Origin of the sequence: Stenotrophomonas riyadhensis, from assembly GCF_040256885.1 — a bacterium.
GTDB classification, from domain to species: domain Bacteria; phylum Pseudomonadota; class Gammaproteobacteria; order Xanthomonadales; family Xanthomonadaceae; genus Stenotrophomonas; species Stenotrophomonas riyadhensis.
The window spans coordinates 2,667,115-2,685,566 of sequence record NZ_CP155568.1 but is presented as its reverse complement, the minus strand read 5'-3'; the positions used below and the strand labels follow the sequence as shown (position 1 = coordinate 2,685,566).

General features: G+C 67.9%; 14 protein-coding genes. 5 read left to right on the top strand and 9 right to left on the bottom strand.

Annotation, left to right across the window (positions count from 1 at the left end; all coding sequences use genetic code 11):
* Nucleotides 1-19 precede the first annotated feature (19 nt).
* The 5 genes from SriyCCGPB3_RS12570 to SriyCCGPB3_RS12550 form a co-directional block, all read right to left on the bottom strand.
* The gene (locus tag SriyCCGPB3_RS12570; RefSeq protein WP_110712598.1) at nt 20-1,378 is read right to left on the bottom strand and encodes a type II and III secretion system protein family protein; all 1,359 of its coding nucleotides are present in this window, start codon (nt 1,376-1,378) and stop codon (nt 20-22) included.
* An 18-nt stretch (nt 1,379-1,396) separates the two neighbouring features.
* On the bottom strand, nt 1,397-2,437 hold the full coding sequence (cpaB, locus tag SriyCCGPB3_RS12565) for a Flp pilus assembly protein CpaB (RefSeq protein ID WP_153855556.1): 1,041 nt from the start codon (nt 2,435-2,437) through the stop codon (nt 1,397-1,399).
* A gap of 23 nt (nt 2,438-2,460) precedes the next feature.
* The gene (locus SriyCCGPB3_RS12560; protein ID WP_110712596.1) at nt 2,461-2,937 is read right to left on the bottom strand and encodes a TadE/TadG family type IV pilus assembly protein; all 477 of its coding nucleotides are present in this window, start codon (nt 2,935-2,937) and stop codon (nt 2,461-2,463) included.
* A complete protein-coding gene (locus SriyCCGPB3_RS12555) occupies nt 2,934-3,479 on the bottom strand; it encodes an A24 family peptidase (RefSeq protein ID WP_180854466.1) in 546 nt (181 codons plus the stop codon). Before SriyCCGPB3_RS12555 ends, SriyCCGPB3_RS12560 begins: the two co-directional genes overlap by 4 nt.
* A gap of 67 nt (nt 3,480-3,546) precedes the next feature.
* Nucleotides 3,547-3,738, bottom strand: coding sequence for a Flp family type IVb pilin (locus SriyCCGPB3_RS12550; RefSeq protein WP_049448369.1), 192 nt, complete (start codon nt 3,736-3,738; stop codon nt 3,547-3,549).
* A gap of 688 nt (nt 3,739-4,426) precedes the next feature.
* Here SriyCCGPB3_RS12550 and SriyCCGPB3_RS12545 point away from each other — a divergent pair.
* The 4 genes from SriyCCGPB3_RS12545 (at nt 4,427) to SriyCCGPB3_RS12530 (ending at nt 12,244) form a co-directional block, all read left to right on the top strand.
* Nucleotides 4,427-5,407 (top strand): AraC family transcriptional regulator, encoded by a 981-nt coding sequence (locus SriyCCGPB3_RS12545; protein ID WP_110712594.1) that lies wholly within the window; start codon nt 4,427-4,429, stop codon nt 5,405-5,407.
* Nucleotides 5,408-5,642: 235 nt separating this feature from the next.
* Nucleotides 5,643-10,928 (top strand): ESPR-type extended signal peptide-containing protein, encoded by a 5,286-nt coding sequence (locus tag SriyCCGPB3_RS12540; RefSeq protein ID WP_350259349.1) that lies wholly within the window; start codon nt 5,643-5,645, stop codon nt 10,926-10,928.
* Nucleotides 10,929-10,989: 61 nt separating this feature from the next.
* Nucleotides 10,990-11,832 carry an OmpA family protein gene (locus tag SriyCCGPB3_RS12535; protein ID WP_350259348.1) on the top strand — a complete coding sequence of 281 codons (843 nt, stop codon included), beginning with the start codon at nt 10,990-10,992 and terminating at the stop codon, nt 11,830-11,832.
* Nucleotides 11,833-11,980: 148 nt separating this feature from the next.
* Nucleotides 11,981-12,244: a DUF6959 family protein gene (locus SriyCCGPB3_RS12530; RefSeq protein WP_006450485.1), complete on the top strand. Its 264-nt coding sequence runs from the start codon at nt 11,981-11,983 to the stop codon at nt 12,242-12,244.
* 82 nt (nt 12,245-12,326) lie between these two features.
* Here SriyCCGPB3_RS12530 and SriyCCGPB3_RS12525 read toward each other — a convergent pair whose 3' ends face one another.
* Nucleotides 12,327-13,154, bottom strand: a complete 828-nt coding sequence (locus SriyCCGPB3_RS12525; RefSeq protein WP_350259347.1) for a class I SAM-dependent methyltransferase — start codon at nt 13,152-13,154, stop codon at nt 12,327-12,329.
* 63 nt (nt 13,155-13,217) lie between these two features.
* Between SriyCCGPB3_RS12525 and SriyCCGPB3_RS12520 the strand changes: the two genes are divergently transcribed.
* Nucleotides 13,218-13,625, top strand: coding sequence for a MerR family transcriptional regulator (locus SriyCCGPB3_RS12520; protein ID WP_350259346.1), 408 nt, complete (start codon nt 13,218-13,220; stop codon nt 13,623-13,625).
* Between the two features lie 73 nt (nt 13,626-13,698).
* On the opposite strand, the gene SriyCCGPB3_RS12515 is transcribed toward SriyCCGPB3_RS12520, so the two are convergent.
* From SriyCCGPB3_RS12515 to SriyCCGPB3_RS12505, 3 genes are all read right to left on the bottom strand, one after another.
* Complete coding sequence (locus SriyCCGPB3_RS12515) at nt 13,699-14,415, bottom strand: MgtC/SapB family protein (protein WP_005409984.1); 717 nt, start codon at nt 14,413-14,415, stop codon at nt 13,699-13,701.
* A 101-nt stretch (nt 14,416-14,516) separates the two neighbouring features.
* A complete protein-coding gene (locus tag SriyCCGPB3_RS12510; protein ID WP_350259345.1) occupies nt 14,517-16,289 on the bottom strand; it encodes a chloride channel protein in 1,773 nt (590 codons plus the stop codon).
* A 62-nt stretch (nt 16,290-16,351) separates the two neighbouring features.
* Entirely contained in the window at nt 16,352-18,433 is a 2,082-nt protein-coding gene (locus tag SriyCCGPB3_RS12505) for a TonB-dependent receptor family protein (protein ID WP_350259344.1), read from the bottom strand.
* Between the last annotated feature and the right edge of the window lie 19 nt (nt 18,434-18,452).

Here is an 18,452-nt window from a genome sequence, read left to right as displayed (position 1 = left end):
TATCGCAGGCATCATGGAATCAGCGTGAGAAGCCGGGTACCGGGTCCTGGCTGATCGGGCCAAGCAGCCACGCGCCCCATTCGGGCAGGTGCGGCTTGGCCTCGCGCTCGCCAGGCAGCGGCAGCTCGGTGTTGCGGGCCAACGGCTGGACCAGCCGTGGCGTGACGATGATCACCAGCTCCTTGTCCTGGCGCTTGTAGTCGAAGTTGCGGAAGAACGAGCCAATGATCGGAAGGTCGCCCAGCAGCGGGATCTTGCCGACGTTGGAAACGACGTTGGAGCTGACCAGGCCGCCGATCACGAAGCTCTCACCGTCGCCCAGCTCGACCGTGGTGTCGGCGCGGCGCGTGGTGATCGATGGAATCTGCACGCCGTTGAGGGCGATGGCGTTGCTGTAGTCCAGGTCACTGGCTTCCGGCGCCACCTTCAGTGCGATGCGGTTGGGGGCCAGCACCGTCGGGGTCACGGTCAGGCCGATGCCGAACGGCTTGTAGGTGATGGTTGTGGTGCCAAGGCCCTGGGGCTCCAGGATCGGCAGTTCGCCACCGGCGAGGAAGCTGGCGCTCTGCCCGGACAGGGCGACCAGGGTCGGTTCGGCCAGCACGCGTGCCATGCCATTGCTCTGCAGCAGGTCGACATCGGCGTTCCACAGGCCCTTGGTCGAGCCGAACACCAGGCGGAAGGCCGAGGAAATGGGCGATTCGGCTTCATTGCCGGAGTTGCCTTCCTTCATGCCGGGCAGGATGCCGGTATTGCCCGGCAGCTGGCCGCCAGGTCGGGCGAAGCCATAGGCGAAGTTGCCATTGCGGTTCTGGAAGCTGATGCCGATCTGCTTCAGCGCGGTCTTGTTGAACTCGACCACCTTGACCTCGACCTGGACCACGCCGCCACTGTTGACGGTAGAGGCGTCGGCAAGCAGGCCATCCTTGCCCAGCGCCATGGCAGCGGTCTTCTGTTCCTGCATGTGCGAAAGCACGCTGTCGGTGCTGCCCTGCAGCAGGCCCTGGCTGTCCTGCTGGGTGAACATCAGCCCGCTGGTGCCGGCGTCGGCCGCGCCCTGCACCGCGCTCTGCACGCGTACCTGCAACCGCTGTGGCTCGGCCTGCTTGTGGTGCCAGAGCAGCAGGGTGGTGGTGCCCGGCGCCTTGCCGACCAGCAATGCCTGGCGCCGCCCACGCAGCATCACGACATCGGCGACACCGGGATCGGCGATGGCAACCCGCTCCAGATCAGCCGGCAGGTTCCAGGGGCGTTGCTCACGCGCCTGCAATACCAGATCGTCGGCGGCCACACTCGTTGCCGGAGCCAGCAGCACCAGCAGCAGGGCCAGCCAACGCTGGCGGGGAGAGGGGTGTGGGCGGTGGCGACGTTGGGTCATGGATGCGCTCGATGCAGGTCAAAGGGAACCACGAGGGGTGGAACTGTCACCGCGGATGATCTCGATGCCGGCGGACCCGCGTGGCGCGCTGCGTCGAGGCGCCGGGGCGCGGGCGGGCGCATCCGGGGTGCTGCGGGCAGGCGCGTTGCCGCGACCGGCCAGCGCGTCGCCGTCGATGCCTGCGAAAGCGTTGTTCTCCGGCCGTTGCAGCGCGAGCTGCTGTTCTGCGTCGAGGCCGCGCAGCGGATCGATCACGCCGCGCGCCTGGGGGAACAGGGCGAGGTCGGGAAGGCCGGTGTCGGCGGGATTGCGCAGGGCCAGGAACAGCTTGCCCTGCTGCGCGCCCAGCAGCAGACGGTTGGCATCGGCCACCGGTACGGCCAGCACGGCGCTGCGCGCTGGCTGGGTGGCTTCATTGCCCGCAGCGTGGTTGCTGCTGTTGCCGGTGATGTCGGCAGCGCGTGGATCGTTGCGGGTGTCGCCTTCAGTGTTGGCGACGGCATCACTGGCAACCGGGGCGATATCCTGCTGGCCGTAGCTGAGTACGCGCAGGCGTGACAGCAGCAGGCGGGTCTGGGCTGCTTCGGCCGGACCGCTGGCGTTGGGCTGTGCGTTGCGCAGGTTGAGGAAGACGTCAACGAAATCCCCCGGCAGGATGCGGTTGCCGGCACCGACCAGTTCGTCGACGGGTACCGCCAGCGCACGCTCACCAGGGCGAAGCTGCAGCGAGAAGCCCTGGGCCAGTGCGCTGCTGCTGATCGCAGTGCCTTCAGCGATATCCTGCACCGGCACCTTGCCGACCACCGCGGCGATGCTGCTGGCAGCACCGGCAACCGCCGTGGTCCGCTGCGCCAGGCGCAGCCCGTTGGCGCTGATCGGCTCGCCGGCAGGCAGGCGTGCGACCGCTTCCACCACGGTGACCGCCTGCGCTTCGCTGTGCGCGACCGGTGCGGCCGCGGCAGGTGTGGCCTGCTTGCGCCCGATCATCAATGCGATCACCGCCAGCAGCACGGCCAGCCCGATCAGGGCGACGGCGGCGATGCGGGTCAACTTGAGCATGGAACCGTCTCCTTCAGCGATCGTCAGTTGCCGCTGCCGAGGTCGAGCTGCGCGACCGCGATGCTGCGGATGGGAGCCGTCATCACCCACTTGTAGAGCGTGGCGGTGCCGGGCAGGAAGGGATGGCTGGCGTAGTCGTAGCTGACCGTTACGGTCATGCATTGGGCCGTGGCCAGGCCGGCGCAGGGGGCCTGAGCGGATACAGTGATGGCGTTGCTGCCCCCGTTGCTGCAGTCGACGCTCTGTCCCGAGAAGTTCAGCAGCCACTGCATCGAGCTGCGGGCCGCGACGCAGGCTGCAGTGCGGCGCTCATTGGCGGTGCCGTAGCGCAGGGAGGCGCGCGCGCCCTCGGCCGAGGCCGTCGCCAGGGTCTGCTGCGCGGCCATGATCATGACCCCGGAAAAGGTGAACAGCAGCAGCGGCAGCAGGCCCAGCATCAGCATCAATGCGAACTCGATGCTGGCCACGCCGCGTTGCTGCCGTGGACTGTGGATGTTCATGCCACACCTCCGTACGTGCTGATGAGGACCCAAGCGATGGCGGACACTGCCAGGTAGGCGGCGTAGGGAATGCCCTGGCGTCCCTGGCGGGCGCTCTGCATCCCGCGCAGCGCCGGGTGCGAATGCCATTGCGAACTCGCCCGGTGCACCTGGGCCTGCAGGCCGATGGGCAGTACCGGACCCAGCCGGCGCGACACCAGCACCAGTGCGGCATGTGCGCCCGCCGCCAGGCTGGCGACGATCCAGATCGGCAGCAGTGCTTTCCAGCCAAGCATCAGGCCCAGCACCGAGAAGAATTTGACGTCGCCAGCGCCCATCCAGCGAAACGCGTAGAACGGGAGCAGCGCGACCAGGCCGAGCGCCGCGCCGGCAACGTGGGAAGCCCACGGCAGGCGCGGCGCGCTGAACTGGCCGGCGATGATCAGTACGATGGCGATGACGGATGCGGACAGCAGCCAGGCGTTGGGCACTCGGCGGGCGTACAGATCGCTGATCGCGATCCGCAGGCATACACCGATGGCCAGCAATCCCAGCAGTGTCATCGCACACTCCATCGTCCGTCAGTGGACGGTCAGCAGCTGTTGTCCCTGATCCAGCCTGGGACGCGGCTCAGGCGGGCGTGGTGCCTGATGCCTTGTTGGCAAGCTTGGTGAGATTCTCAAAGAGCGTGCTGAAGAACGTCTGGATCTGCGTGCTGCCCAGTGCGATCAGCACACCTGCAATCACAGCCGCCAGCAGGCCGTACTCGAGTGCGGTAACGCCATCTTCTTCCTTCAGGAACTTGCGGATCGATGCGTTCATGACGTTTGTCTCCCTCTACCTGTCTGCTACAGGACACCTGTTGGGCGGTGGCCCGGCTCCGCCGGGATCGTCCGTGGGCCTCCGCGCATCCTGGCGGAGGAGGCACGGCGGGATGGACCCGCTGTGCTCAAGCAGGGTGATCGTCTCCAGGCGGGACGCCGTTCGCGCAACCGCGACCGCGCGGCGCGGGGCCGGTGGTCGACGTGTCGAGCGATGCGTGCATGGTCATGCTGTCCCCCTGGGTGCGGTCATTATCAAAGACCGGATCACCGTGTTATCGACTTTGCCTGAATGGCGGCCGGCTGCAACCGGAACCTATATGCAAATTCGGCAGAAAATCGGCGGACCTTAAAACTTCAGTCGGTTTCTGTGACGAAAATCCGTTCCCTGGCAAAACGATTCATCGACGTGCAGATAATGTGATTCCGCCTGCCGGCGCATGCGAAAACCGTGCCAGTGGCAGGGACATTTTCTTCACCTGTGTATCTGTTTTCTTCAGCGGGGGCTTGCGGGTTTACCGGGATGGATTATCGGGCATACTCGTATTCAAGCTCTCGTATTTTCATGGGCGGTTGCGTGGCATTGGCCGCGTCCGCCCCGGCAGCAGCGGCGGTTCCTGGAATGGCGTGGCCCTGTCAGGCAGTGGGGGTCGCGCCGTGTGGCGGATCAACGGGGGGACGACACTGTCATGGTCGATGGTGGGGTAGGAGACAGCGACGACAGCGGCCTGCGGTCGATCGACCTGGCGACGCTGAGCGGCGTGCTTCGTGTATGTGATGTCGAACTGCTTCTGCTCGATGGCAACGGCCCTCGGGCAGCCTTCGCGTCGCGCGTACATGAAGAGGCCTTGTTCTGCAGCATCAGCTGCGGGTTCCATTGCCGTGGTCGTTTCATGCTGCCACCGGACTGGGCGATGCTGGGGTATCTGCACGCAACGGATGAAACGTTGAGCTGGTGCCACGGCGTACCGCTTACCCCCGGCATGGCGCTGACAGTGATGCCGGAAGGCATCAGCGAGTTCACCCTGAGTCCGGGCACGCACATGACCCTGATGCTGGTGCCGGTTGCGCGGGTGCAACGCAAGCTGACCGAACTGAGCCTTCGCAGTACGCCGCCGGCGGGCCAGGCGTTATCGTTGTTCAATCTCGCCAGCGAAAGCACGCCTCTTGCGCAGCACTACCAGCAGCTCCACCTGCAACTGGGGCAGGGTGCGAACCTGCAGCCGGAAGAAACCGAGAAACTGCTGCACGAACACGTGCAGGCTTTGCTCGGCGCCGGTGCTGCAGACCGGCCTGGATGCAGCCGTGCACGGCGCACCCATTATCTGATCGCGCAGCGGGCGGAGAATTTCATGCGGCTCAACCTGCGCCGCAATATCTACATGAACGAGATCTGCGACGCTGCCGGTGTCAGTGAGCGTGGGCTGCGCTACGCCTTCGAGGACCTGTTCGGCACCTCGCCCAATCGCTACCTGTCGATGCTGCGCCTGTGCGCCGCCTGCCGCAGCCTGTCGATGGCCGATTCCAGCCGCCGTTCGGTCAAGGCCATCGCCCTCAGTTGTGGCCTGTGGGACCTGTCGCGTTTCGCCGACAACTACCGCAAGGTGTTCGGTGAACTGCCGCGTGACACGCTGATGCGCGCGCCCGCGCAGATCGGCCAGCCCGCCTGATCCAGGCCCCGCAAGGGTTTCCCGGCAGTTCCTGCCGGAATTGCATATCCGCTTGCCGATATGGTTGCCGCTTCTGCATAACCGGCTGCCGATTCCGACCGTGGATTTGCCGGAATGCGCGATTGTCGTGCCGGAATGAAGTGCGCAGCCGCCGTTGCAAACGCTGAAATGTCAGTCACCTGCCTAACGGCAAGTCCACTGACATTCCAGTTGTTCGCCTACGGGGGAAATGCTCATGAACCGCATCTACCGGCGTGTATGGAACCGCCAGCTCAATGCTCTGGTTGTGGCCTCGGAACTGGCCACCGGCGATAGCGGCGGCAGCGCTGCCCGCGATCCGCGCAGTGCCCTGCTGATGCCCACCGCTCTGGCCCTGGCCCTGCTGTGCGCGCTGGCCAGCGGGCATGCGGGAGCATCCGAATCCAATCAATCGCTGCGTGACCTGCAGGCGCTCGCAGCCAAGTACGCGCAGCCGATGCCGGTCAAGGTCGATGCCGAAGTGGCGTTGGCCGCCGCCTCGCGCCAGGCGCAGAGCACCCCGGCAATCAGCGCTGATGCGCGTGTCGGCCTGCAGCTGAGCACGAACGCGTTGCCCGTGGTGCGCGACGTGCTGCCGGCCACGGTGCAGGTGAAGCTGGGTGCGAACGCCGCGCCGAAGCAGGTCGCCGTTCCGGCGCTGGGGGCCGATGTCCGTGCCAATGTGGGGTTGGGTCGCGCGGCTGCCAATGGCGCGAAGGTTGATGCATCGCTGGCGGCACAGGTTGCGCCGTCCGCGCATGCGCCGCTCGCTGTCGCTGCGGATGCGAGGGCGAAAGCCCATGTCGGTGTCGCCGGCAGCCAGGTGGCTTCGATCGATGCCGGGGCCAAGGCGGCGGCCGCCATCAGCGGCGCATCCGCCGGCTCCATGTCTGGCCTGAAGGCCTCGGTTGACGGCACGCTTGATTCGCAGTTGAAGGTGGCGGGCCACCAGATCGATGGCCAGGGCCAGGCCAGGGCAACGGCGGCGGTCACGTTGCCGGCCAAGGAAGAACTGCCGGGCGAGACCCACGATCGTGCGATCACCGCCGCCTTCGATGCCGGCGTGGCCGGCAAGGTGCGCGTACAGGCACCGGACGGCCAGGAGGTGGTGGCCGACCGCAACCTCAAGCTTGCGGGTCAGGCCACTGTGGCGGCGCAGAACAGTGCGCTGGGTGTCGGTGGCCTGGTAGGCGGCGTCGTTGGCGCCGCTGGCAGTGCAGTCGGCGGTGCGCTGAATGGCACCGTCGGCACGGTTGGCAGCGCAGTGGGCGGTGCACTCAACGGCACGGTTGGCACGGTGGGCGGCGCGGTAGGTGGTGCACTGAACGGTACGGTCGGCAACGTCGGCGGTACGGTGGGCGGTGCGCTGAACGGAACCGTTGGTGCAGTCGGCAGCGCAGTGGGCGGTACGCTCAACGGCGCGGTTGGTACTGTCGGTGCCGTCGGCGGCGCCGTGGGTGGCGCACTGAATGGAACCGTCGGCAACGTCGGAGGCGCAGTGGGCGGTGCACTCAACGGCACCGTTGGCACGGTGGGCAGCGCGGTAGGTGGCACGCTCAACGGTGCGGTTGGCACTGTCGGTGCCGTTGGCAGTGCGGTGGGTGGTGCACTGAACGGCACGGTCGGCAACGTCGGCGGTACGGTGGGCGGCGCGCTGAACGGAACCGTTGGTGCAGTCGGTGGCGCAGTGGGCGGCACGCTCAACGGCGCAGTTGGCACTGTCGGTGCCGTTGGCGGTGCGGTCGGTGGTGCACTGAACGGCACGGTCGGCAACGTCGGCAGCGCGGTTGGCGGCACGCTCAACAACACGGTGGGCGCGGTGGGCAGCACCGTTGGCGGGGTGCTCAATGGCGCTACCGGCGGCAGCAGCGGGGGCCTGGGTGGCCTGCTGGGCAACACGCTTGGCAGCGTCGGCAGCGCCGTGGGCAACCTGCTCAACGGCAATCTCAACGGCACCATCGGCAATCTCGGCAGTGCCGTAGGCGGCCTGGTCGGAGGTACGCTGAGCGGCCTCGGCCTGACCAAGCCCTCGGCGATTCCACCGACCAGCCCGAAGGCGCCGGCTCCGGCTGATCCGAATGCGGGCCTGATCATCGGCACCGGCGGGCTGGTCGGCAACGTCGGCCAGCTGATCGGGCCGACCACCACCAGCCTGTTCGGCGGCAACGGCTACCTGAGCAACGGCAATCTCAAGCTCAGCAACGCCAACGTGATGCAGACCTATTCGACGGTCAACGTGCTGGGCCTGCCGGTGGTGAACCTGTCGCCGGTCGGCAGCACGCTCAATGGCCTGGGCGGTGCCGTCACTGGCGGCAGCTCGCACCTGACCCTGATCGGTGGTGTCACCTCCGACAGCTACATCTACAACATCAACAACGGCAACCCGGGTGGACTGCTCGGCCTGCTGCTGCCGAAGGACTCGCCGGCGTGGGCGGCCAAGTGCCTGGACATCGCCCTGGCCGACATTTCCTGCTGGGCCGTCAACGCAGCGCAGGACTACCAGGTGCTGATGGGCGACGGTGCTTTCGCCAACGGTTCGAAGGAAGTGGTGATCGGTGCCAATGCACGGCACGAACTGCCGAAGGTCGATGCCAACGTGGCCTTCCCGGGTGCAGGCACCAATGACCCGAGCAACCCGACCGGCGTGCCGACCGCGGACTACGCCGCACGCATGGGCCATTCGGTGATCGTCGGCGACAGCGCGGTGGGTACGGCCAACGGGCAGACCCTGCTCGGTGCCGAGGCCACCTCGAACCAGGCCAACTCGGTCGCGCTGGGCTATCGCTCCGCTGCGCTGCGCGGGGCCCAGGCCAGCTACACCGCCTATGGGCTGACCGCACCGCAGGTCTCGGCCGGTGAAGTGTCGGTGGGCACCGCCGGTGGCGGCGAGCGCCAGATCACCAACGTCGCGGCCGGCAGTGTCAACACGGATGCAGTCAACGTGGCGCAGTTGAAGGGCGCGATCAGCCTGATCAACGGCGTGGCCGATGCCGCCGTGACCTACGACCTGGATGCTGGCGGCAACCCGAACTACCGTCGTGTCACGCTTGGCGCGGGCACCGGCACCACCACCATCGGCAACCTGGCCGGCGGCGCGGTCACCGCCGGCAGCCTGGAGGCGGTCAACGGCGGCCAGCTGGCCGCGACCAACGCCGCCATCGCCAGCTTCTTTGGCGGCCGTGCAGCGTTTGATCCGGCCAGTGGCGCCTTCACCGCGCCGCTGTTCGAGATCAGCACCATCTCCACCGGTGGCGCCATTGCCAAGGGCTTGTATACCAACGCCACCGATGCGTTCGCGGCGGTCGACGGCTCGCTGGTCAACCTCAATACGCAGATCACCGATATCCGCAACGGTGGCACCAAGTACCTGCGGGTGAACTCGACCGGCACCGAAGCCCTGGCCAGTGGCACCGATTCGATCGCGGTCGGCACCAATGCCCGCGCCACCGCCGCGAACAGCATCGCGGTGGGTGCCGGCAGCCTGGCCGACCGTGCCAACAGCGTGTCCATCGGTGCGGCCGGTGCCGAACGCCAGGTCACCAACATGGCCGCGGGTACCGCCGCCACCGATGCGGTCAACGTCGGCCAGCTGCAGGCGTCGGAGCAGGGTGCCCTGCGCTATGACCTCAACGGCGACGGCAGCGTCAACTACGCCAGTGCCACGCTGGGCCAGAGCGGCACCGCCACCACGCTGCGTAACCTCGGCCCGGGCCAGGTCAGTGCCACCAGCAGCGAGGCCATCAACGGTGCCCAGCTGTTTGCGGCCAACCAGGCCGTGGCCACCCACCTCGGTGGTGGCGCGGCGGTCAACGCCAGCGGCGTGCTGACCGCACCGACCTACTCGATCAACAACGTCGCCGCCAACGGCACCGTGACCAAGGGCAGCTACAACGACGTCGGTACCGCCTTCGATGCGGTCAGCAATTCGCTGGCCAACGTTGCCGACCAGACCGGCGAGGTCGACAAGCTTGCGGTGAAGTACGACGTCGATGGCGCTGGCAACGTACTCAACAGCGTGACGCTCAAGGGCACCGGCACTGGTGCGGTGAAGATCACCAACGTCGCCGCCGGCAGCATCCTGGCTGGCAGCAGCGATGCCATCACCGGCGACCAGCTGTTCAGCACGAACAGCACCATTGCCAACTACTTCGGTGGCACCACCGCGTACAACGGCACCACCAACGTGTGGACCGCGCCGAAGTTCAGCATCTCCAGCATCGCCACCGATGGCACCTTCACCAGCGGCGACTACAACAATGTCACCGCCGCCTTCACTGCGGTGGATGGCTCGCTGAAGGTCCTCAACCAGCGCATCACCAACGGCGGCGGTGGCAGTGCCTACCTGGCGGTGAACTCGACGGCAGCGGCCGCTACGGCGGCGGGTGCGGAAGCGGTAGCGGTCGGCCCGCAGGCCAGTGCGGCCGGTGCCAACAGCGTGGCGGTCGGCAACGGTGCCAGCGCCAGTGCCGGCAACAGCGTCGCCCTGGGTGCCGGTTCTGTCGCCAGCGTCGGTGCACAGAGTGGCTACACCGGCGCGTACGGCCAGACCGGCGCCAGCAACTCGGCCGGTGAAGTTTCGGTCGGCAGCACCGGCGGCGAGCGCAAGATCACCCATGTTGCCGATGGCTCCGATACGTACGACGCGACCAACGTCGGCCAGCTGAAGAACGGCGTGAACTACGCCATCGACGAGTCGAAGAAGTACACCGACCAGAAGATCCAGAACATCACCAACGTGGCCGGCAGCTTCCGTGCCAACAACACCAACAACCTGGCCGATCCGTCTGCCAGCGGTGCCAACTCGGCCGCCGGTGGCGCAGGCTCCACCGCCGCCGGTGCCAACTCGACCGCGCTGGGCAATGGTTCGCAGGCGCAGGCCGACAACTCGGTGGCGCTGGGTGCGGGTTCGGTGGCGAACCGGGCCAACACGGTCTCGGTCGGTGCCGCCGGTGCCGAACGCCAGGTGGTCAACGTGGCCGACGGTTCGCAGGCCACCGATGCGGTCAACGTGCGCCAGCTGCAGGCTTCGCAGCAGGGCACGATCCGCTACGACACCACGGTGAACGGCGCGACCAACTACAACAGCGTCACCCTGGGCAGCACCAGCAGTGGCCCGACCACGGTGCGCAACGTCGCCGCAGGCACCGCCGGTACCGATGCAGTCAACGTCGACCAGCTGAAGTCGGGCATGGCGCAGACCCTGGACTGGTCGAAGGCCTATACCGACGAGCGCATGGGCGGCTTCGAGCGCGACCTGCGCAAGACCGACAACCGTGCTTCGGCCGGTATCGCTTCGGCGATGGCTACCGCGGCGCTGCCGCAGCCCAGCGAGGCCGGCCGCAGCATGGCCTCGATCGCGGCCGGCAGCTACAACGGCGAGTCGGGCGTGGCGGTGGGCATCTCCGGCGTCTCCGAGGGAGGCCGCTGGATCTACAAGTTCAGCGGGTCGACCAACAGCCGTGGCGAGGCCGGTGTGGCCGTCGGTGCCGGCATCCAGTGGTGATCGCTGTTGCCGGGCCGCACGCGCGGCCCGGCACCGCGCAAACGTCCATAGGGGGAATGACATGAAACAGCATCGCATCGCCCGCAGCGGTCAGATGGCCGCCATGCTGGGCCTGATCCTGGGGATGGGCCTGCTGGCCGCCTGCCGCAGCCATGCGCCGGCCGCCGACGGCCCCGCTGAGTCAACCGCCGTACAGTTCCCGGAGGCCTCGAAGGCCTCGCTGAAGGAAGGCATCTATCCCGACGTCGCCGACCTGCGCCGCTTCGCGCCGGGCATGACCAAGCGGCAGTTGTACACGCTGCTGGGCACGCCGCATTTCAATGAAGGCATGTGGGGCGTGCGTGAGTGGAACTACCTGTTCAACTTCCGCACCGCACAGGGCGCGGAGTACTTCACCTGCCAGTTCCAGGTGCGATTCGACAGCAAGGGCATCGCCCAGGGCGGCTACTGGAAGCCTGAATCATGTGCGGCGGTGCTGGACCCGCCGCGGCCGCCGGCGCCACCGCCACCGGCACCGGCACCGCTGCCGGAGCAGCCGTTGCGCCTGTCCGCCGATGCGTTGTTCGGTTTCGACAGCGCGGTGCTCAGCGCTGAAGGTCAGCAGGCGGTGCAGGGCATCCTGGCGCAGGTACGCGAAGCCGCGCAGGTACAGTCGATCCGGGTGACCGGCTACACCGATCGGATCGGTAGTGCCAGTTACAACCAGACGCTGTCGCGGCGTCGCGCCGACGCCGTGCGCAGCGCGCTGGTACAGGGCGGCGTGCCTGCAGCCAGCATCAGTGCCGAAGGACGCGGCGCGGCCGAGCCGATCGTGCAGTGCGAGCAGCGCAACCGTCGCGAGCTGATCGCCTGCCTGGCGCCGAACCGGCGGGTGCAGATCGCCGGGGTGGCGCAGCCACGCTGAGTTTCCTGCGCCGGGGCATCGCTCCGGCATCCCGAGTCCCCCCTGACCGTCGGCAGGACGTGGTTACGTCTCCCCCGTTGACCGCGCCTGCCGGCGGCTCAGGTTTTCCATGGTGCACGCGATGAACGCCCAATTCCTGCATCTTTCCATGAAGACGGAAACCACACTGAGTGTGTACGGCCAGCTCGGCAATCATGCCGTGGTACGCATTCCCGGGCGGCGCCTGCCGGGGCTGATCCTGCAGGCCGATACCGTGGCCGGGTTCCTGGCCCAGCTGCAGGAGGCCCAGGCCTGCCTGCGCAGTGGCCGTGCACAGCGCACCGACGCCGAGCTGGACATGCTGATCGACGTGCTCCAGCAGTGGTATGCGCTGATCGAGTCGCGCCTGGCCGACGCTGGCGAGGCGCTGTAGAAGAAAAAGGGGACGGAGGGGATTAAGTCGTTTCCGGCACAGCCGGGGCAAGAACGACTTAATCCCCTCCGTCCCCTTTTTCCTAGGCGTGGGCGCGGACCAGCCAGCAGGCGGCATCGACGCGTACCCGGTCGCCTTCGATGAACGGGCTGAATGCCGCCAGCGCCGTGTTTCGGAGCGAGGTGGCCCGTTCTTCGGGCAGGTTCCGCAGCGCCAGGCCCAACGGGCCCAACTGACCCACGTAGGTGGGCAGATCGTCACGGGCGATCGAGCAGGGCAGGTCCACCGCAACCACCTCCACATCCTTCCAGCCGGCGGCCTGCAACAGGCGCTGCACGTGTTGGCCATCGGCGAAGGCGAACTGCCCCGGTGCGCCGGGTACGCGCGGCGGAAGCTCCAGTGCATCGCCGATCGCGCGTTCAGCCGTGGTCATGTACGGGTTCTCGTCGGCGCTGCGCCAGGCGATGAAACGCAGGCCGGCACCGGGCCGTGCGGCGCGGTGCAGGTTGGCGAAGGCCGCGCCGGTATCCTCGAAGAACATCACACCCAGCCGCGACTGGATCCAGTCGAAGTGTGCGGAGGGCAGCGGATGCCGCTGCGCATCGGCCACGATGAAGTCCGCGTCCAGTCCTGCCGCTCCGGCGCGCTGGCGGGCCAGCGCCAGCATCGGCGCGGAGATGTCCAGGCCGGTGCAGTGTGCCGCCGGGCGCGCAGCGGCCGCGGCCAGCAGGCTGGCCCCGGTACCGCAGCCGATGTCGAGCAGTTGCGTGACGGTATCCGGAAGTTCGGCCACCAGCAGGTCGGCCATCGGCTGGAACAGGCCGTCGAGAATGGCCTGCTGTGCGACCCAGATCTGGCCGCCTGGGCCATTCCAGAGCGCATGCTGATCAACGGGGGATGTACTGGTCATGGCCTTGTCCTGCCGGGTAGTTGCCCATAGGTTGGCGCTTGAAGGTCACTTGAGGTCAAGCCCGTGCGTGAACTGGATATCGGCGAGGTGGTCAAGCGCAGTGGCGTGCCGGCCTCGACCCTGCGCTACTACGAACAATTGGGCTTGTTGCAGGCCCTGGGCCGTCGCGGTCTGCGTCGGCAGTATGACGAGCAGGTGCTGGAACGGCTGGCACTGATCGGTCTCGGCCAGGCGGCCGGGCTGTCGCTGCAGCAGATTGGAGCATCGCTGCCGCCGCAGCGCGGATGCCTCACGCTGGACCGGGAGGCCCTGCTGGCGCAGGCTGATGTGCTGCAGCAACAGATCACCCAGCTGCAGCGGGTGCGCCGGCACCTGCAACGCGCTGCGGCCTGCCCGGAAGCGCAGGATGCGCGCCAGTGCGGTTCATTCCGCAAGTTGCTGCGGGCACAGCAGCGCATGGCGGGTGGATGAGAGACGAGCATCCACGCATGGCGTGGATCTGCTGCGCCGCGACCTCGGTGGGTCCACGCCCTGCGTGGATGAATCAGTCGCGGGTGCTGACTTCCCAGGTGGCATGCAGCACGCCCGGCACGTGTTCCATCCGTGCCAGCACCACGTCCAGCTCGTCGGCACTGACGGCGGTACTGACCAGCACCGCGATCACATCGGTGGGCGCGTCGGCATGCTCGACCACCTGTACGTCGCCGACCGGATACTGCGCGGCCTCCAGCGCATCGACCAGGCGCTCGCGCACGCGCGGCACGGCTTCGGCATCCACGCTCAGGCGCACTTCGTAGGTCGCTTCGGTGGCGGCCTCGTTGATCGGGATGCGGTTGATCGCATTCACCAGCGGCCGCAGCAGGGTGTTGCCAGCGATGATCAGCACGGTCAGCAGCACGCCTTCGGCCAGCATGTCCGCGCCGGTACAACTGCCGACCGCCGCCGAGCACCACAGGGTGGCGGCGGTGTTCAGGCCGCGCACGTTCATGCCTTCCTTCATGATCACGCCGGCGCCGAGGAAGCCGACCCCGGAGACCACGTAGGAGATCACCCGCACCGCCTCGGCACTGCCGGCGATGCGCATGCCCAGGTCGACGAAGGCGGCGGCGCCGACCGCCACCAGCACGTTGGTGCGCAGGCCGGCGGTGCGTTGCCGGTACTGGCGCTCGGCGCCGATCAGCGTGCCGAGCACGAAGGCGGCCAGCAGGCTGACCACGGTGTCGGCGAAGGGGCCGGCCTGGAAGGTTTCAATGAAGCGCATGGTCGGAGTCTACCCGGTCGAAGTGACAGTAGATCCACGCCATGCGTGGATTTCCAGCGGTCCAGAAACGACTTAATCCCCTCCGTCCCCTTTTTGCGGGGTCAGTCGGCGTCCTCGACGCGCTCGCCCATCAGTTCGCGCTGGCGCTTGTCCAGTTCCTCGGCGTAGCGCTTGCGTACGAAGGCTTCGGAGACCACGCCCAGCACCTGGCCGTCGGCGGCGACCACGGCCAGTTCGTCGGCCTGGGTCTGGTCGAAGCGTTGCATCACGCTGACCACGTCTGCGGCCGGCGACAGCGAAACGTCACGGTTCTCGGCCAGCTCGCCGATCGCGGTCTCCGGCTTCACGCCGTCGCCGTAGACGCGCGGGATCTGCACGATGCCGGCATAGTGGCCTTCGCCGTCGATCAGCACCACCCGGCTGCCCGAGCCCAGTGGGAAGCGCTGGCGGAAGGCATCGGCGTCGAGGTCGGCCGGGGCGGTGGCCACGCCCTTGCGCATCAGCCGGCCGGCGTTGAGGTTCTGCACCCAGCCCACGTCGCGGGCGCTCTTGATGGTCTCGCCGCGCAGGTGCATGCGCCAGGTCGAGAACGAATAGCCGAACCACTGCCGCACCAGCGTGCTGGAGACCAGCACCGCGCTCATCACCACGCTGGTCAGCAGGAAGTCGTGGGTGCCTTCCAGCACCAGCATGGCCATGGTCATTGGCGCACCGACCACGGCGGCGGCCAGCGCTGCCATCCCGGCCAGTGCGGCCGAGGTGGCGTCGATCACCGGCACGCCGGTGGCCATGGCGAGCAGGCCGGCGAACAAGGCGCCGACCAGGGTGCCCATGAACAGCGAGGCGAAGAACAGGCCGCCACGGAAACCAAACCCGAGAGAGATGCCGGAGGCCAGGCACTTCAGGGTGAGCAGGCCGCCGATCCAGATCAGTGGCAGATGCGTGGTCAGGTCCAGGTGCAGCGCGCCATGGCCGGACGACAGCACCTGCGGGCTGGCCAGTGCCAGCGGAATCAGCAGCAGGCCGCCCACCACCGGCCGGCCCCACAACGGCAACGGGCTGCGCTTGACCGTGCCCTCGATCGAGGCGATCAGCCGCATCACCGTGATGCCGACCATCGCGCAGCAGCAGCCCAGCAGCCCGTAGATGGCGTAGTCGGCGGCGCGGACATCAATCGTCGAGGCGGCGGGCAGCAGGTAGGCCTCGATGCCGGCCTGGTCGGCGACGAATGCGCCAGCCAATGCAGCGACCGCCACCGGAGCCAGCGCGGCCGGGGTGTAGGCGCCGATGACGATCTCGAAGGCGTAGAACGCACCGGCCAAGGGTGCACCGAAGGCGGCGGCGATGGCGCCGGCGGCACCGGCGCCGACCAGGATGCGCACGTCGTTGCGGCGCAGGCGCATCACCCGGCCCAGTTGCGAGCCGCTGCCCGCGCCCATCTGCGTATACGACGCCTCCAGCCCGACCGAGGCGCCGCAGCCGTTGGACAGCAGGGTCTGGGTCAGCACGATGAGGTTGTCGCGCATCGACATGCGGCCGCCATGCAGGGCATTGGCTTCCACCGCATCGAGCAGGGGCCGCTTGAGCCGGGTCGCGGCCAGGCTGACCAGGCCGACCAGCAGGCCACCCAGTGGCAGTACCAGCAGCGCGGTCCAGGTCAGCGAGGGCAGGGAACTCAGGCGCATGCCGTCGTCCAGCCCGTACAGGGTGCCCTGCAGCCAGCGTGCGATGCCGGACTGCAGCAGGGTCAGGTAGCCGGCGATCAGGCCGACCAGCAGGGCAAGCGCAATGAACCACAGGTCGCTGCCGCGCAGGCGCAGGCGCAGGCCCTGGAAGGCCAGATGCAGGCGCGATGGCGAAACAGGCAATGACATGGTGGCGGCATGATACGCCGCCACCGTGATCGCCGCCGTCACTGCATCGGGCGGTTACTGCGTCAGAAGCGGTAGCGGCCCTGCAGGTAGAAGGTGCGCGGCGCAGCCACCATGCGGCCGGCGTTGCCATCGACGTTGCGGGTGTACCAGCGCTTGTCGGCCAGGTTGTTGACCCCCAGCGCGATCTCGCTGTCGCCCAGCCCGGGCACCTGCCAGGCCACCTGCGCGTTCCACAGGCGCACGCCCGGCACGCGGCCCACGCGCGCGTCGGCGGTCTCATCCCAGGTGTTGGCCGCATCGGAGAACTGGCCGCTCTGGTGGGTGCTGGAGACATTGAAGGTCCAGCCGGCCAGTGCATAGCGTGCGCCGACGCTGTCGGTGTCGCGCGAGTAGAACGGCACGTCCAGGCCACGGTTGTCACCGGACTGCTGGATCGCCTTGGTCCAGGTGTAGTTGGCGTACAGCTCCAGCCCGGCCAGCGCGCTGTCTTCGCTGAAGTGGTACTCCAGCGCGCTCTCCACGCCCTTGTGGTCGGTGGCGCCGATGTTCTGGAAGGTTGGCGGGGTGATGCCCGGCACCTGCAGGATCTGGTTGTCGAAGCGCATCTTGAACACGGTCACTTCCGCGCGCAGTGCACCGTCCTGCCAGCGTGCGCCCAGCTCGGTGGTCCTGGCCACTTCCGGATTCAGCGGGTTGCTGGCGGTCTGTGAGTTCAGCTGGATGTTCTGCACCGGCCCGAACGAGGTGGTGTAGTTGCCGAACACGGTCAGCTGCGGGGTCAGCAGGTAGGCGATGTTGAGCGAGGGCAGTGCCTTGTCGTTGCGGCTGCTGAAGGTCGCCGCGCCACCCGCCTGGCGGCGGTCCATGTCGATCCACTCCATGCGCACGCCCGGGGTGATCCGCCACTGGCCGATCGCGATGCGGTCGTCGATGTAGAAGGCGTGTGCGTCGGTGGCGTTGTCGAAGCGGGTGGTGGCGCTGGCCGCGCCGGTGCGGCGGGTGACGGTGTAGCTGCGGTCGTTGCCGCGCTCGCGCAGGAACCGGTAGCCGGCGGTGATGTCATGCACCGTGCTGCCCCAGTGCAGGCGCTGGGTATAGCGCGGCTCGATGCCGAGCACGCGGTAGTCGCGCGGCTGCACGGTCAGCTGGGCATTGGCGGCGTTGATCAGCGAGCTGGCACGGCTGCTTTCGTTGTAATAGGCCAGCACCTCGAACTCGCTGTTGGCCGACAGGGTGTTGGTGTAGCCCAGGTCGATGCCGGTGCGGTGGCCCTTCCAGAAGTCGGTGGGGCGGGTGTTCTGGAACGGGTCGGCCTCGTACTGGGCGCGGGTCAGGCCGCCCGGCGTCAGCGAGCGCACATCGTAGTAGGAGAGCTTGGCGCGCAGTTCCTGCTGCGCGTCGATGGCGTAGGCGAACTTCAGCGCGAGGTCGTTGAAACGGTCATCGCTGCCCTGGCGCCAGCCGCGGCCGTCCTGGCCGGAGTACAGCAGGGCCGCGCCCAGGCCGTTGTCGCCGGTGCCGCCGAGGAAAGCGTTGTACTGGGTGCTGTCTCCGCCGCCATGGTCGTAGGCGGTGTAGCGCACGCCGGCCTCACCGTGCAGGCCGGCACCGGTGGGAATGGCGCGGGTACTGAAGTTGATGATGCCGCCCACGTTCTGCGGCCCGTAACGCACCGCGCCGCCGCCACGCACCACATCGATCGATTCGATGTTGGACAGGCTGGTCGGTGCGAACGACAGCTGCGGCTGGCCATACGGCGCCACCGCCAGCGGTACGCCGTCCAGCAGTACGGTCGAGCGCGGCGAGTAGCGCCCGGTCAGGCCGCGCACGCCGATGTTCAGCGACACCGAGCTGCCGGCGGTACCGGAGTTGTCGGTGACCTGCACGCCGGGGATGCGGCGCATGGCATCGCCGATGCTGGCCGCGCCGCTGGCTTCGATGCGCTGACGGTCCACCACGGTGCGCGCGCCAGCGAAGCTCTTCACGCTGTCGTGCAGGCCGGTGCCCAGCCAGCTGCCGGAGACCTGGATGCTGTCCAGCGTGGTGGCGCCGTCCTGGGCGAAGGCGCTGGCAGCCGGGAACAGGCACAGGGCGAGGGCGGCGGCCAGTGGCAGGCGGGCCGATTGCGGGGCGTGGGTGGGCATCGGTGCAGGTCGCGGAAGG

Bases quoted from the DNA above. Each gene is read 5' to 3' on its own strand.
- SriyCCGPB3_RS12560 (WP_110712596.1), bottom strand. From the start codon at position 2,937: ATGAACATCCACAGTCCACGGCAGCAACGCGGCGTGGCCAGCATCGAG.
- SriyCCGPB3_RS12540 (WP_350259349.1), top strand. From the start codon at position 5,643: ATGAACCGCATCTACCGGCGTGTATGGAACCGCCAGCTCAATGCTCTG.
- SriyCCGPB3_RS12550 (WP_049448369.1), bottom strand. From the start codon at position 3,738: ATGAACGCATCGATCCGCAAGTTCCTGAAGGAAGAAGATGGCGTTACC.
- SriyCCGPB3_RS12555 (WP_180854466.1), bottom strand. From the start codon at position 3,479: ATGACACTGCTGGGATTGCTGGCCATCGGTGTATGCCTGCGGATCGCG.
- SriyCCGPB3_RS12525 (WP_350259347.1), bottom strand. From the start codon at position 13,154: ATGACCAGTACATCCCCCGTTGATCAGCATGCGCTCTGGAATGGCCCA.
- SriyCCGPB3_RS12535 (WP_350259348.1), top strand. From the start codon at position 10,990: ATGAAACAGCATCGCATCGCCCGCAGCGGTCAGATGGCCGCCATGCTG.
- SriyCCGPB3_RS12530 (WP_006450485.1), top strand. From the start codon at position 11,981: ATGAAGACGGAAACCACACTGAGTGTGTACGGCCAGCTCGGCAATCAT.
- SriyCCGPB3_RS12505 (WP_350259344.1), bottom strand. From the start codon at position 18,433: ATGCCCACCCACGCCCCGCAATCGGCCCGCCTGCCACTGGCCGCCGCC.
- SriyCCGPB3_RS12515 (WP_005409984.1), bottom strand. From the start codon at position 14,415: ATGCGCTTCATTGAAACCTTCCAGGCCGGCCCCTTCGCCGACACCGTG.
- cpaB (WP_153855556.1), bottom strand. From the start codon at position 2,437: ATGCTCAAGTTGACCCGCATCGCCGCCGTCGCCCTGATCGGGCTGGCC.
- SriyCCGPB3_RS12545 (WP_110712594.1), top strand. From the start codon at position 4,427: ATGGTCGATGGTGGGGTAGGAGACAGCGACGACAGCGGCCTGCGGTCG.
- SriyCCGPB3_RS12510 (WP_350259345.1), bottom strand. From the start codon at position 16,289: ATGTCATTGCCTGTTTCGCCATCGCGCCTGCATCTGGCCTTCCAGGGC.
- SriyCCGPB3_RS12570 (WP_110712598.1), bottom strand. From the start codon at position 1,378: ATGACCCAACGTCGCCACCGCCCACACCCCTCTCCCCGCCAGCGTTGG.